The following is a 13,588-nucleotide window of genomic DNA, read 5'->3' as shown; positions in this document are numbered from 1 at the left end:
GATGCTCTGAGGCGGCTCACGGAAGGGGCCGAGCATGCCGGTGGATCGATGCAGCGAGTGGCCGTTGGCGAGCGGGTTCGGCGATCGTCTGCGGGATCGGCGGCTGCGGCTCGGCCTGAGTTTGCGCGAGACGGCCGAGCGGGCGGGGTGCACCAAGGGATATCTCTCGCTGCTGGAGCGCGGCAAGCGGGGGGCGCCGACCGAGCGTGTGCTGTCTGGCTTGGAGCGAGCCCTGGAGATGGAGCCGGGCTCGCTGGGTGAGATGGTGGCGATGCAGAGCACGCCGGCGGCCGTGCGCGAGGAGCTGGCCGAGCGGCGCGAGCAGGGCCACGCTGCGCGGCAACTGGCGGCGATGCTCCGTTCGGCGGGGCCGGGCGGGCTCGATCGTGCGTTCGAGTCGGGCGTGCTGGCTCGGCTGGTGGAGCGGATTGCGCCGCAGGCGGGCACGCCGGGCGAGGGCGAGACGGTCGAGGCGTTGCTACCCCGGGCGGTGCCGCTGATTAATCTTGTGCCGGCGGGACAGGCGGCCGAGTTCACCGACCTGGGCTACCCGGCCCGCGTAGCCGACAGCTACGTGGCGGCGCCCGAGTTGGGCGACCCGGACGCCTTCGCGGCCCGCATCACCGGCGACAGCATGGAGCCCACGTATCTCGAGGGCGACGTGGTAATCTTCAGCCCCGGCCGCGAGGTGCGAGACGGGATGGACTGCTTCGCGCGGCTTGCCGAGCCGGACAGCGAGACCACGTTCAAGCGCGTGTACTTCGAGCGCGGCGAAGGGGGCGAAGAACTGATCCGGCTGCAGCCGCTGAATCCCCGGCACAAGGCGCGCGTGGAGCCGCGGGAGAAGGTGGCGGGGCTGTATCCGGCGGTGAGCGTGACGCGGCGGGTGGGGGAGTAGGGCTCAGGTCTGGGGAGTGGGTGGCGGGAGCTTCCACGCGGCGCCGCATTCGGGGCAGGTGGTGCAGCCGTCGGGGTCGGCGGTGAGGTTTGTGAGGTCGTAGCCGCAAGCACGGCAGTGGCCAGCGGCGAGCTTGTGCCGCTTGGCCCAGGGCTTGAACACTGCGAAGTGGAAATAGCAGAACACACCCATCCAGACGATCATGAACGCTGGCATCCACAGCGAGGGCAGGGCTGCAAGCGGCGATCCAAGGCTTGGGAAGATGAAGCTCGACAACACGATCAAGGCCACGACCACCAGTGCAAAAATGAGCGCTCCCAGGTGATACATGCGCCAGCTCCGCGGGGTCTCGCGGTAGATTGGTTCCCAGGGCATGGGATAGGTGAAGCTATACACCCATCGCGTGATTGGACGACGGTTGCCGCGGTCGTCGGTAATGGTTCGGCCCGTGAGACGCATGCGTCAGCGTAGGGTTTGTTATGAAGGTTCCGGGCGTGCGCTCGGGCCTCGTTCGAAGTGGTGATGTGTATCAGGCGGCGTGGTTGGGCACGGTCACCTTGGAGCGCCCGATGCTCTTAAGGGCGCGAGGCTTCTCTTGGTGTGCCAGGTGGTCGGCGACGGCCTGCCAGTCCTGCTGGGCCCTGGTCTCGCCGCCGCGACGGTGGATGGCGTCGGGCGAGGTGCGGCAAGTGAGGAAGACGGTGGGCCCACCGAAGATCGGGCGCACGGGCTCGGCCGCATCGAACTCCTGGGGCCAGCGGGGCAAGGCTCCCGGCCTTGGTGCCTTGCTGGTCATGGCATGGAGCACGAAGTCGTAGGCGGTGACGCCCAGGCAGACGATGGCCTTCACGTTTGGCATGCTCTTGATGACGTGGCGCAACATGGGCGCGACCGCCTTGCGGTGCTCGTCGCGGCTGCGCTTCAGTTCATCGCGGCCGTTGTCGTTAACCAGCAGCGGGCCGTAGCAAGTGCCCGCCAGGACGCCTCGGCTGGCCAACGGGAATGCAAGGCGTGCCAGGCCGTAGGTCGCCGGGGTCTCGTGCTGGCAGTAAGGGCGCAGGGTTCGGCGTGCCAGGCGGGCCTTGACCACCTGGACGTGGGTCGGGGCTGAATCCAGCACGAGGATCTTGCCGTCCCAGCGGCCGTAGACCGACTCGAGGGCGAACAGACGTGGCTCTTCGGGCAGCAGTTCGTAGACGCTGGTGAAGCCCGCCAGGCGCAGGTCGCGGATGCTCTTGGGGATGGGCGGCGTGCGCATCGGGCGGGGCTCGGCATTGGGGCCGGCGGGCGCCTCCGAGCCCATGAGGAAGGCCCGTGCCTCCTCGGCGGTCATGCGGCGCGGGGCGGGCTTCGGCTTGGCTTCGGTTGAGGCCTTGGACCGGCGCTTGATCGCGGGCCTGGCGGGCTTGGTGGAGGGCTCTTCGGTCTTGGGCTTGGCGGTGGGCACCATGCCGATCTGTGGCCCGTACCCGCTGGTGAGGCTGCCCTCGAACAGGCCGGCCATCTCGCCCATGAGGTTGGGGGCGATGCCGGCCGACGAGGCCTTGCCCGCGCGCGGGTGCAGCGCCGAGAGCCTGAATGGCTGGCGTCCGCTGCTGGTGGGGCTCGGTGCGGTCTGGTTTTCGCCCTGGCTTTGGGCCTGGGCGACGGCCGGGTTGCTGTTCTGGGGTGCCATGCCCCGGTTATCGAACGTGTGAGGGGGCGACTTGAGCCTGATTGGCTGAGAAATAGTCGAGAGCGCAAATCGTGCGCCCTGCGTTTTTATCGGGCAATGGCTCGGCGGTCGAGGATCGGTGTGACCACCTGCGGCAGTTCGCGGCCGGCAGCGCATTCGCCCGGGCTCTTGCACACCACGACGGGGTGATCGGGAAGGTCGTAGCAGGCGCAGCCCTCGACGCCGAAGACGGTGCGGAGCGTGGGGGTGGTCATGACCTGGCGGCCCGTGCCGTCGGCCGCGATGGCGCCGTCGTGGACGGCCAGGATTCGGGGGAAGTGCCGCAGGGCAAGGCCCAGTTCGTGGATGACGCAGATGACGGTGACGCCGGTGGCGGTGTTGAGTTCCTTGAGCAGGTCGAGCAGGCTGAGCTGGTGCTCGATGTCCAGGCCCGTCAGCGGTTCGTCGAGCATGAGGACGGCGGGCTCCTGGGCGAGCGTTGTCGCCAGGCGGACGCGCTGGCATTCGCCGCCCGAGAGGGCTTCCATGCGGCGGTCCGCCAGGTGCGCGATGCCGCAGCGATCCATGGCGGTGTCGATGGCGTTGTCGTGGGCGGCCTGATGCTGCGAGCGGAAGAGGGAGGCCAGGGCGCTGGCATGGGCGTGGCGGCCCATGGCCACGTGCTCGCGCACGGTCGTGAGTTGGGGGAGGTCGGCCGATTGGGCGAGCAGGCCGCGGCGGCGGGCCAGGGCGCGCTTGGGGTAGCGGTGCAGGGGTTTGGCATCGAGCGTGACGCTGCCAGCGGCGGGGCGCAGCAGGCCCGCCAGGGCGCGCAGGAGCGTGGACTTGCCCGAGCCGTTGGGGCCGACGATGGCGACCATCTCCCCCGGCTCGATCGTGACGTTCACGCCGGCGAGCACGCGGCGGGGCGGGAGGTCGATGGAAAGGTCGTTGGCCTTCAGTGTCATCGCAGCCACCCCGACTTGTAGAGCAGGAAGATGAAGTACGGGCCGCCGACGAGGCCGGTGACGACGCCCACGGGCAGCTCGCTCGGAGCGAGCACGGTACGGGCGGCGAGGTCGGCCCACAAGAGCAATGCGCCGCCGGCGAAGGCGCTGACGGGCACGATCAGGCGGTTGGAGCCCATGGCCAGGCGGACCAGGTGAGGAACCACCAGGCCGACGAAGCCGACCAGGCCGGCGACGCTGGCGGCCGAGCCGGCAAGCAGGGCGGCGGCGGCGAAGGCGAGCAGGCGCGTTCGTTCGACCGAGATGCCCATGGTGCTGGCAGTGTCATCGCCCAGTTCGAGGATGCGCACGCGTGAGCGGAGGAGGAACGCGATCGTGAGGCCCACGATGGAGTAGGGCAGCACCATCCAGAGGTGGCTCCAGCCGCGGCCGTTGAAGGAGCCGGCGGTCCAGAACATGACGGCGGGGATGCGGTCGGCGAACGCGGTAATGAGCACGCCGATGACGGCGCCGAGGATGGCGTTGACGGCCACGCCCGCGAGCACCATGCGGACGGGGCTCGTGCCGCCCTTGCCCGCGCCGCCGGGCGTCCAGCTTACGGCGTAGACGAAGACGGCCGAGGCCATGGCGCCCAGGAAGGCTGCCAGCGGGAGCGCGTGGGCAGCCTGCGGGAAGGCGGCCAAGACGATGGTGGCGCTGACGCCTGCGCCGGCGGTGACGCCGATGATGCCCGGGTCTGCGAGTGGGTTGCGCGTGACGCCCTGGAGCAGGACGCCGGCGACGGCGAGGTTCGCGCCGGCGAGCAACGCCACGAGTGCGCGCGGCAGGCGGGCGCTCATGATGATGCGCTCGCTCGTGCCCTCGCCCGAGCCGGTGAGCGTGGCGACCACGTCGGCCAGCGGGATGCGGACGGCTCCGAGCGCGAGCGACAGGGCAAGACCAAGCACGAGGACGAGCACGATGGCGGCGGGCGTCACGAAGCGACGCCACGCGGGACGCGTAGCCGGGGAGATGGTCGCCTGATGGCCCGCCGACAGGGTGGTCATTGGGTGGGCTTGGCTCGCTCGATGGCGGCGCGGACGTCTTCCAGTGCGGTGACGGCCTGCGAGCCCGATCGCATCGCGAAGAGGTCTTCGCCCAGGAAGGCGATGTGGTCGTCCTTGATGGCGGTCAGTTGCCCCCACAGGGGGTCACGGGCGAAGAGCGCGCGGGCGGCGCGCTCGGGTCCGTGGAACACGACGAGGATGACGTCAGGATCCTTCTGAACGACGGCTTCCATGCTCAACGGAGCCAGGCCGCGATAGAAACGATGCGCGGGCAGGTCGCTGGTGATAAGTCGCCCGCCGGCCGTCTCGACCAGATCGCCCAGATAGCTGTCGGGAAGAAATGCATAAAAGGACTGTGGCGTGCCGAACACCGCCAGCACACTGATGGGGTCGCCGGCTGAATCGATTGGCTCGGTGGCGGCCAGCTGCGCGTTGAAGTCGGCGATCCATGCGTCGGCCTGGTCAGGCTTGCCCACGAGTTCGCCGATGGTGCGCGTGTGGGCCGAGACGTCTTCGAGCGTGTCGGCGTCCATGGTGATGACCTGCGCTTCGGTCGAGTCCTCGATCTGGGGGACGAACTGGCTGTAGACGGCGCTCATGATGATGACGTCGGCGTCGGCGGCGATGAGCTGCTCGATGTTGGGTCCCACCGAGTGGTCCAGGGCGCCCGCCTCGATGCCCTGCCAGGCCTCGGGCTGGCCGCCCGGAAGCGACGGCACGAGCACGGGCTGGACGCCCAGGGCGATGAGCTGGTCGGCGGCGAAGGGCAGCAGGGCGGCCACGCGGGGCGTTTCGCTCGTGGCGGTCTCGCTTGCCGGCTGTTCCGGGGCGAGTTCGGTCGTGGTGGTCGACGCGTGCGGTGGCGAGGTCGGGGCCTGCTCCTCGCACGCGGAAAGCAGGGCGAGGGTGGCGGCGGCACAACACGCGGCAAAACGGGCACTTGCGGGCATGGGCATCGAGGCTCCTGAAGGTGTGACGTGGCGGTGAGCGAGATCGTATCGTGTTGAGACGGAGTCTCAATAGACGGCCGGCCGGGCAGCCGGGAAACCGGCATGCAACTTCGGGGCTGGCAGGGCGTAGTACGGTGTGGGGAACCAGCACTGGCACGGGGATGGCGAAGGGGGCCTGATGGCTTCGAGCAGGTTACGCGGTTTTACGCTGATCGAGCTTCTGGTGGTCATTTCGATCATCGGCGTGCTGATGGGCATCCTGATCCCGGCATTGGCGGGGGCCCGGCTGACGGCCCGTTCGACCGTGGGCGTGGCCAACCTGCGCAGCCTGTCGCAGTTGCTGATGCTGTACGAGCACGAGCAGCGGTTCTTCCCCACGCCCTTTGACCCCGAGACCGACGCCCGGCGGCGGCGCGTGCCCGGTTCGGTGTGGAGCGATGCGCTCCATCCCTCGCAGGACGAGCCGATCTGGAACTTCGAGGTGCCCTCGGCCCCGCAGTGGAGCACCGAGTTCTTCGGCGTGTACTGGTACTCGTGGCTGAGCGATTGGAACGCGCAGGGCGGAAGAGACACCGAGGTGCAGTTTTCGCCGGCCGACCGGCTCGCACTCGATCAACTGGCGCAGTACCGGTCGTTGCAGGACAGCCTCAACGGGCTGTACCTGTATCCCTCGAGCTATTACATGAGCCCGACGATGTGGACGGCGCCGAGCCGATTCGGCGCGGGTGCGCGGGCGGCGATGGGTCCGGGCAGCCTCGCGCCGACGTCGGCGGCCAGCATGGCCCAGCCTGCCGACAAGGTGCTGCTCTGGGAGCGCGCCGACTTTGCGAAGAACAACCGAGTGGCGATCTCCGGCAGCGGCGCAACGCGGCAGAAGATGGCGCCCAGTTGGTGCAATCCGGAGGCCAGGCCCCACGTCGCGACGGGCGACGGCAGCGTGCGACAGGCCGACATGCGCAAGATCGGCGACGCGGCGGCGGACAGAGACGAGTTCCTCCCCGGCGGGCGCATCCAGCCGAGCGACCTGATGCCGCTCTACCCCAGCCGGCGGCCCAGCGGCCTGGACGCATTGGGCGGCGTGGCCGGCACCGACGGCGAGTTCCCGCTGTACTTCTGGGCTACGAACGGGGGGATGCGAGGGGTGGATCTTCCGAAGTAGCGGTGAATCGGGCGAGCTGTTGGCGACGCTGGCGGAGCGTCAGGCGCACCACCTCTTGTGCGTGGCGCATGCGCAGGGCGTGGGTGACGCAGAGCATGGCGACGAGCAAAAGGACCGAGATGGCAACACCCGCGCCGCCGAGGTAGGCCCACAACATGAGGATCGCGATGGGCCAGCATGCCGTGGCGACGGCCGCGGCAAGCTCGGCTCGGGTCCAGCGAGGGCTGTTGCCCGTGCGTTCGATGGTGGTCGAGGCGTGGTCGGCGGTGTTGACGAGCAGGCAGATGGCGGCAATCGCGGAGGTCAGCATCGCAGGGACGACGATGCACCACGTGCCCGCGAGCATGATGAACGCAAAGAACACGGACAGCACGAGCATACCAAGCGGCGCCACGGTGAACACGAACGACCAGAGGATTGCCTTGCGATGCGGCAGATCGAGGTCCATGCGTGCGTTGCGATGGCTGGTCGACAGGCGGGCCAGCGCGATGCAGCCGTAGACGCTGCTGGCGACGAGGCAGACCGCGCCAACGAGCGCGAGCACGCCACTGGCAGGACTGGTGGGAAGCAACGCCTCCAGGAGTACGACCAGAGCAAGCAGCAGCAGGCCGAAGGCGAGGCACGCGTCGACGTGCCAGAGGTCGCGGAAGCGGTCGTGCAGGTGGGCGATGAAGGCCGGGTGGGCTTCGCCGAGGGCGCTGGTTGGCCACGCCGCGGGAGCCGGGAATCCGCACTCGGGGCACCGCGTGCCCCAGGCGAGCCCGCCCAGGTCGTAGCGACAGTCGATGCAGGCGAGGCCTGGGGGCATGTGGCCTTCGTGCTCGGGCGCGACCCAGTGCATCGGCCAGTGTACGTTCGAAACATTTCCGGTCGTGCGAATGGTGTTTCGTTTCTCGCCGACTTCCGATACAATGGAGTGGCAGTGGCTGGAGGGCCCTATGGGCAGGCGTGAGTTCGAAGACAGCTTCGCGGAGGTTGGTCGCAGGATCGATGGCGCGATCAATGCGGGCGGTGAGGCGCGGCGACGGCTCAGCAACCGCATGGCCACCGGCGGGCTGTTCGAGAGGTTCCAACGCACCGGAGACAGGCCGCCGTTGCGGGAGCGCGTGGGCGAGCGCGTGGTGGCGTGGCGTGAGCAGTTCGAGGGTGGCTCGATGAGTCCGAAGCTGGTGCTGGGCGCCTTCGGGGCCGGCGCGGGGCTGGTGCTCGTGGTCGTGCTGGTGCTGGTCTTTGGCTTCGGGATGTTCCGCGGCACGGGGCTGACGGCGGCGGACCTGGAGCGTGACGCCCAGCTGCGAGCCGCCGCCGAGCGGGCCCGGGCCGAGCGCGAAGGGACGCTGAATCCCGCGGCCATGGTGCAGCGTCAGGAGCAGGAGCGCGCGATATCGGCCGAGGCCGAAGCGGCAACGACGGGCACTCGGGATACCTCGATGCGCGGGGTTCGGCCGGGCGGGTGATTTCCGGTGAGTGCGTCAAGCGGCGGTCGTACAATCGAGCCGTGGCCGATGAACCAGTGAGTGACGAAAACTTCTGGACCGAGCAGGAGGATGCCGACGAGCGGGCCGAACGGCTCGCGCGGCTGCTCAAGCGTGCGCGCTCTCTGCCGGCGGCGCCGGGCGTGTACCTGATGAAGGACGCCAGGGACGTGGTGGTGTACGTGGGCAAGGCCCGCAAGCTGCCCGACCGCGTGGCCAGCTACTTCGTGCCGAGCACCGACTTGGGGCCGGCCAAGGGCCCGATGCTCGACGTGGTGCGGGACTTCGAGTTCATCGAGTGCGAGACCGAGTTCGAGGCCTTGCTGACCGAGAACCGGTTGATCAAGGACATCCGCCCGCGGTTCAACGTCCGGCTGACCGACGACAAGACGTTCCCATACCTGGTCGTTACGCAGCGCGAGGACTTCCCGCGGGTGTTCGTGACGCGCAACCCCGCGGGCGTGCGGCCCGATGGCACGACGCCCGAGTACATGAAGGGCGCCAAGGTGTTCGGCCCGTTCGTGAACGCGGGGGCGCTGCGCGAAGCGGTGCAGGTGGCCCAGCGGGTGTTCAAGTTCCGCGATTGCAAGCTGGACATCGTGGAGGGTGATCCGAAGAACAAGTACTTCCGGCCCTGCCTGCTCTACAGCATCGGCCAGTGCACAGCGCCGTGCGCCGACAAGGTGACCCTGACGGCCTATGGCGAGCAAGTGGACCGCTTCGTGCGGTTCATGGGCAGCAAGCGCAGCCAGATGCTGCGCGAGCTGCGCAAGGAAATGGCCGAGGCGAGCGAGAAGCTGGAGTTCGAGCGGGCGGCGGAGCTGCGCGACCAGATCGCGGCGATCGAGAAGCTGGAGGAACGCTCGAGCAAGCGCGATGGCTGGCAGCCCGAAACCGAGATCGGCTACGTCGAGCCCGAGAAGGGGATGCGCAGCCTGCAGAAGACGCTGGGGCTCGACGAGCCGCCGAGGGTTGTCGAGGGCTTCGACATTGCGCACCTGGGCGGCAACGAGACGGTGGCCAGCAAGGTGTGCTTCGTGGATGGGCGGCCGTTCAAGAGCGAGTATCGACGGTACAAGATCAAGGGCACGGGCAACGACGATTATGCATCGATCCGCGAGGTGATCTCGCGGAGGTATCGCGAGGCGGGCGCGGGACACGAGCTGTATCCCGACGTGATCCTGATCGACGGCGGGCTGGGGCAGTTGCACGCGGCGATGGAGGCCTTGCGCGAGATGGACGTGCCGGCGCCCATGGTGATCTCGCTGGCCAAGAAAGAAGAGCTGATCCACGTGCAGGAGCGGAGCGAGCCCATTCGGCTGGGACGCGAGAACTTCGGACTGCGCTTGTGCCAGCAGGTTCGCGACGAGGCGCATCGTTTCGCGCGGCACTACCACCATGTTCTTCGAAGGAAGAAGGTGGTGGGGGAGTAGGCGCTACCGTTGGACGGGAGGATTCGTCATGGCGAACACCACCGGCCCGGTATGGCCAGACATTTCCTACGCCTCGTGGTCCGAGACGGCCAAGGCCCTGCACCTGTATACGCAGGTCGTTGGCAAGGTGCGTCTGGAGCCCACGCCCTGGACCAACCACTCCTGGCACGTGCCGCTGTACGTCAACGGGCGCGGGCTGACGACGTCGATCATGTCCAAGGGTGTTCGCGCCTTCGAGATTCGCTTCGACTTCGTGGACCATGATCTGGTGATCGAAACCGTCGAGGGCGAGGTGCGGCGGATCGGCCTTGGGCCGGGCGCCGTCTCGGCATTCTATCGGGCGGTGATGGATGCGCTCGAGGGTCTGGGCATCGAGATCGACATCTACACGACGCCCAGCGAGATGGCCGACGCCATTCCGTTCGAAGAGGACACGGCGCCGCGGCCCTACGACGCGGCGGCGGTCGAGCGGTTCTGGCGGGCGCTCGTGCAGATGGACCGCGTGTTCAAGCGGTTCCGCGCGGGCTTTACCGGCAAGTGCAGCCCGGTTCACTTCTTCTGGGGCAGCTTCGACCTGGCCGTCACGCGCTTTTCGGGTCGGACGGCGCCGCCGCACCCCGGCGGCGTGCCGAACTTTCCCGATTGGGTGGCGCGCGAGGCGTACTCGCACGAGGTCAGCAGCGCGGGCTTCTGGCCCGGCAACGACGATGCCGACGCGGTGTTCTACTCGTACGCGTACCCAAAGCCCGATGGCTTCGAGAAGGCGCGCGTGCAGCCCGAGGCCGCGACGTGGTCGGACGAACTGGGTGAGTTCGTGCTGCCCTACGCGGCGGTGCGCGAGGCGAAGGACCCCGAAGAGGCGCTCATGGCGTTCCTCGAGAGCACGTACGCCGCGGCGGCGGACCTGGCTGGGTGGGACCGCGAAGCGCTCGAATGCGACCTGCCCGCCGATGCGCGGAAGGCGCACGCGGGTCGTTAGGCCGACTTGGCGTGCTCTTTGGGCACGGGGCGCTCGTGCGTGCTTACGGCATCGCTCGGCATCTCGTCGAGGATGAGCTGGCCGATGGTCGGTGCGTGCTCGACGGGCTTGCCCTTGGCGTCGGTGAGCGGCGTGCCATCCAGGCGCTTGATGATGGGCGTGGGGTTGGCGCGCTCGTGGGCTTCGAGCTTGCGCTCCAGCTCGGCCTGCTTCTTGTCGTCCAGCTCGCTCCACTTGCCGCGGCCGCGGCACTTGGGGAAGCGGCTGCAGCTCAGCCACGGGCCGCGGGCGCCGCTGCGCAGGTTGAGCGGTGCTTCGCAGGTGGGGCAGGGCAGGTCGGTCTCGACCGGCGGGACCGAGGGCGCCACGATGTGGCCCTTCTTGTCGATGTTCAGGATGAGTCCATCCTCGGGGCTCTCGCCCTCGGCCAGGTCGGTGGCGATGAACGGGCCGAAGCGGCCGGTGCGGTGCACCATCGGCCGGCCGGTCTTGGGGCAGCGTACGTCGACGTACTCGATCGGACGCGGCTTGCCGTGCGTGTCCACCGGGCAGGCGTAGTTGCAATCGGGGTAGTTGGAACAGCTCAGGAAGCGGCCGTTCTTGCCGAAGCGATAGACCAGCTCGGCCCCGTCGCGCGGGCAGAGGTAGTCGCTGGGCTGCACCTCGGCCTTGGCGTGCTGGAGGTTCTCCAGGGCGTGCTCGAGGCTTTCCCTGAAGGGCCCGTAGAACTTCTCGAGCATGTCGATCCAGTCGAGGTGCTCTTCTTCGATCTTGTCCAGGTCGGCTTCCATCTGGCGGGTGTAGCCCAGGTCCATGATGCGGGGGAACGCTTCGATGAGCTTGTCGGTGACGACTTCGCCCAGGTCGGTCGCATAGAAGCGGCGCTCGCGCTGCTCGACGTACTTGCGGTCCTGGATCGTCTGCACGATGCTTGCGTAGGTGCTGGGCCGGCCGATGCCCTCGCTCTCGAGCGTCTTGATGAGGCTCGCCTCGGTGTAGCGTGCGGGCGGCGTGGTGAAGCGCTGGCGCGGGTCGATGCCGAAGGCGTGCAGCGTTTCCTGCTCCCTGATGGTCGACAGCGTGGCCTCGTCGCTGGAAGTGGGGACGCCGGCGACCTTGTAGAAGCCGTCGAACACGAGCACGCGGCCGGTGGCCTTGAAGGTGAGTGTGTCCGATTTGCCACCATAAATAAGGATCGTCGTCGCGTCCCACTGCGCGTTGCTCATCTGGCAGGCGACGAAGCGCTGCCAGATGATCTCGTAGAGCCTGGCCTGGTCGGGCTTGAGGCTCTTGCGCACCATGTCGGGCGTGTAGGCGACGTTGGTGGGGCGGATGGCCTCGTGGGCCTCCTGCGCGCTCTTGTTGCTGCTGCCGAAGAAGTTGGGCTTCTCGGGGAGGTACGTGTCGCCCCAGGTCTTCTTGATGTGCTCGCGCGCCATGCTCAGCGCTTCGCCGGCGATGTGCGTCGAGTCGGTACGCATGTAGGTGATCAGGCCGACCGGTCCCTCGCCGGGGATGTTGACGCCCTCGTACAGGCCTTGGGCGGCGCTCATGGTGCGGCGGGCACCGAAGCCAAGACGCGTGCTGGCGGCCTGCTGCAGCGTCGAGGTGATGAACGGCGGCGGCGGGCGGCTGCTGGTGCGCTTCGTTTCGATCGAGCGCACCGTCCACGGCATGCTCGGGTCGGGCGTGCCGGTGATGGTGCGCAGCCAGCGCGCCGGGCCGCGGCCGGTTTCGTCCTCGGTCACGTGGGTCTTGACGTCGCTCAGGCCGGCCTGCTCGAGCATCTTCACCACGCTGGGCGTGATGTCGCAGGTGTGGGGCTTCTTAAACTTCTCGGCGCTGACGGCGGCCTCGGCGTCGTCGTCGAGCTTGCCCTTCTGGAGGATCTCGAACTTCTCGCCGTTCACCTCGACGAGCTCGGCGCGCAGGCCGTCGTGCTTGGCCAGCCATGCATTCTGGGCCTTGATGCTGGGCGGGTTGCCCTTCTCGTCTTTGCTCGCCAGCAGCTTGGCCCACTGGGGGGCCAGCGAACGGGCGGCGTCTTGCGTGCCGGCGAAGCTTGCGGTGATGCTCCAGGATTCGTCTGGAACAAAGACGCGGATCTCACGCTCGCGCTCGACCACCAAGCGCACGGCCACGCTCTGTACGCGGCCGGCGCTCAGGCCTCGGGTGACCTTCTTCCACAGCAGGGGCGAGACCTGGTAGCCCACGATGCGGTCGAGGATGCGGCGGGCCTGCTGGGCGTTGACCTTGTCGACGTCGATCGGATGCGGGTTGTTGAAGGCCTTGGCGATCTCGGCCTTGGTGATGGCGGCGAAGACCACGCGCTTGGCGTCCTCGGCGTCGATGCCGATCTCCTGCGCGAGGTGCCAGGCGATGGCCTCGCCCTCGCGATCGAGGTCGGTCGCGAACCAGACGCTGCCGCCCTCGCTGGTCGCGTCGGTCGCGGCCCGCTTGAGCTCGCGCATCACCGCTTCCTTGCCGCTGAGCACGCGGTAGGTTGGGGTGAAGCGCTTCTCGAGGTCGACGCCGGGCACCGGACTCTTGTCGCCCTTGTCGGCCTTCTCGGGCAGGTCGCGCACGTGGCCCACGCTGGCCAGGACGACGTAGTCGTCGCCCAGGTACTTATTGATGGTCTTGGCCTTGCTGGGGCTCTCGACGATGACCAGGTCCTTGCCCTTGGCCTGCCCGGCCTTGTAGCCCGTGCCCCGGCTGGTGCGACCACGCCCACCCCCACCGGCCCGGCTGGCGGTCTTCTTGGTGACCTTCTTGCCGACCTTCCTGGAGGTCTTCTTGGTGGTGGTCTTCTTGGAGGTCTTCTTGGCCATGGAGTTCGCTTCGGGGCAAGTGGGTAGTTTCCCCGCGGTTCGGGTGGTCGCAGACACGGAAGGAGCCGGCCGCGGCATTGTCAAGCGCCGGCCCGCCCCGGGGCGTGCGATGTCCTTCCATCGGCCCAGAACCCCCGCCGAGCCCGCCGATATTCGCCCCGGCCGGAGAGATGGCGTGTTGGCAGCCTGTCGGCA

12 protein-coding genes are annotated in these 13,588 nt (G+C 68.3%); 5 read left to right on the top strand and 7 right to left on the bottom strand.

From position 1 onward, the window contains the following. Positions 1 to 34 precede the first annotated feature (34 nt). Positions 35 to 898: a S24 family peptidase gene (locus RIE32_08115; protein MEQ9096211.1), complete on the top strand. Its 864-nt coding sequence runs from the start codon at positions 35 to 37 to the stop codon at positions 896 to 898. A 3-nt stretch (positions 899 to 901) separates the two neighbouring features. Here RIE32_08115 and RIE32_08110 read toward each other — a convergent pair whose 3' ends face one another. From RIE32_08110 to RIE32_08090, 5 genes are all read right to left on the bottom strand, one after another. Further along, positions 902 to 1,357 (bottom strand): hypothetical protein, encoded by a 456-nt coding sequence (locus tag RIE32_08110; GenBank protein MEQ9096210.1) that lies wholly within the window; start codon positions 1,355 to 1,357, stop codon positions 902 to 904. Between the two features lie 70 nt (positions 1,358 to 1,427). Next, positions 1,428 to 2,573, bottom strand: coding sequence for a hypothetical protein (locus RIE32_08105; protein ID MEQ9096209.1), 1,146 nt, complete (start codon positions 2,571 to 2,573; stop codon positions 1,428 to 1,430). An 86-nt stretch (positions 2,574 to 2,659) separates the two neighbouring features. Continuing rightward, on the bottom strand, positions 2,660 to 3,520 hold the full coding sequence (locus RIE32_08100; protein ID MEQ9096208.1) for an ABC transporter ATP-binding protein: 861 nt from the start codon (positions 3,518 to 3,520) through the stop codon (positions 2,660 to 2,662). Next, a complete protein-coding gene (locus tag RIE32_08095; GenBank protein ID MEQ9096207.1) occupies positions 3,517 to 4,566 on the bottom strand; it encodes an iron ABC transporter permease in 1,050 nt (349 codons plus the stop codon). Before RIE32_08095 ends, RIE32_08100 begins: the two co-directional genes overlap by 4 nt. Further along, positions 4,563 to 5,516: an ABC transporter substrate-binding protein gene (locus RIE32_08090; GenBank protein ID MEQ9096206.1), complete on the bottom strand. Its 954-nt coding sequence runs from the start codon at positions 5,514 to 5,516 to the stop codon at positions 4,563 to 4,565. The genes RIE32_08095 and RIE32_08090 overlap by 4 nt, the downstream gene beginning before the upstream one ends. 178 nt (positions 5,517 to 5,694) lie before the next feature. Between RIE32_08090 and RIE32_08085 the strand changes: the two genes are divergently transcribed. Further along, entirely contained in the window at positions 5,695 to 6,675 is a 981-nt protein-coding gene (locus RIE32_08085; GenBank protein ID MEQ9096205.1) for a prepilin-type N-terminal cleavage/methylation domain-containing protein, read from the top strand. Here RIE32_08085 and RIE32_08080 read toward each other — a convergent pair. Further along, complete coding sequence (locus tag RIE32_08080; GenBank protein ID MEQ9096204.1) at positions 6,635 to 7,516, bottom strand: hypothetical protein; 882 nt, start codon at positions 7,514 to 7,516, stop codon at positions 6,635 to 6,637. The genes RIE32_08085 and RIE32_08080 overlap by 41 nt on opposite strands. 97 nt (positions 7,517 to 7,613) lie before the next feature. Here RIE32_08080 and RIE32_08075 point away from each other — a divergent pair, with 97 nt between their 5' ends. Genes RIE32_08075 through RIE32_08065 form a run of 3 tightly spaced genes read left to right on the top strand, consistent with a single transcriptional unit; the run spans position 7,614 to position 10,562 of the window. Continuing rightward, positions 7,614 to 8,132, top strand: coding sequence for a hypothetical protein (locus tag RIE32_08075; protein MEQ9096203.1), 519 nt, complete (start codon positions 7,614 to 7,616; stop codon positions 8,130 to 8,132). 41 nt (positions 8,133 to 8,173) lie between these two features. Beyond that, a complete protein-coding gene (locus RIE32_08070) occupies positions 8,174 to 9,583 on the top strand; it encodes an excinuclease ABC subunit UvrC (protein MEQ9096202.1) in 1,410 nt (469 codons plus the stop codon). A 28-nt stretch (positions 9,584 to 9,611) separates the two neighbouring features. Further along, complete coding sequence (locus RIE32_08065) at positions 9,612 to 10,562, top strand: DUF5996 family protein (protein ID MEQ9096201.1); 951 nt, start codon at positions 9,612 to 9,614, stop codon at positions 10,560 to 10,562. Here RIE32_08065 and RIE32_08060 read toward each other — a convergent pair. After that, positions 10,559 to 13,393, bottom strand: a complete 2,835-nt coding sequence (locus RIE32_08060; GenBank protein ID MEQ9096200.1) for a DNA topoisomerase — start codon at positions 13,391 to 13,393, stop codon at positions 10,559 to 10,561. The genes RIE32_08065 and RIE32_08060 overlap by 4 nt on opposite strands. Positions 13,394 to 13,588: the final 195 nt, after the last annotated feature.

It is taken from the genome of Phycisphaerales bacterium (assembly GCA_040221175.1).
Classification (GTDB): domain Bacteria; phylum Planctomycetota; class Phycisphaerae; order Phycisphaerales; family UBA1924; genus JAHCJI01.
Note: the sequence above shows the minus strand (reverse complement) of the source record. Positions and strands in the feature narration are given on the sequence as shown.

Coding starts and splice junctions, on each gene's coding strand:
- RIE32_08115 (MEQ9096211.1), top strand. CDS start 35: ATGCCGGTGGATCGATGCAGCGAGTGGCCGTTGGCGAGCGGGTTCGGC.
- RIE32_08110 (MEQ9096210.1), bottom strand. CDS start 1,357: ATGCGTCTCACGGGCCGAACCATTACCGACGACCGCGGCAACCGTCGT.
- RIE32_08105 (MEQ9096209.1), bottom strand. CDS start 2,573: ATGGCACCCCAGAACAGCAACCCGGCCGTCGCCCAGGCCCAAAGCCAG.
- RIE32_08100 (MEQ9096208.1), bottom strand. CDS start 3,520: ATGACACTGAAGGCCAACGACCTTTCCATCGACCTCCCGCCCCGCCGC.
- RIE32_08095 (MEQ9096207.1), bottom strand. CDS start 4,566: ATGACCACCCTGTCGGCGGGCCATCAGGCGACCATCTCCCCGGCTACG.
- RIE32_08090 (MEQ9096206.1), bottom strand. CDS start 5,516: ATGCCCGCAAGTGCCCGTTTTGCCGCGTGTTGTGCCGCCGCCACCCTC.
- RIE32_08085 (MEQ9096205.1), top strand. CDS start 5,695: ATGGCTTCGAGCAGGTTACGCGGTTTTACGCTGATCGAGCTTCTGGTG.
- RIE32_08080 (MEQ9096204.1), bottom strand. CDS start 7,516: ATGCACTGGGTCGCGCCCGAGCACGAAGGCCACATGCCCCCAGGCCTC.
- RIE32_08075 (MEQ9096203.1), top strand. CDS start 7,614: ATGGGCAGGCGTGAGTTCGAAGACAGCTTCGCGGAGGTTGGTCGCAGG.
- RIE32_08065 (MEQ9096201.1), top strand. CDS start 9,612: ATGGCGAACACCACCGGCCCGGTATGGCCAGACATTTCCTACGCCTCG.
- RIE32_08060 (MEQ9096200.1), bottom strand. CDS start 13,393: ATGGCCAAGAAGACCTCCAAGAAGACCACCACCAAGAAGACCTCCAGG.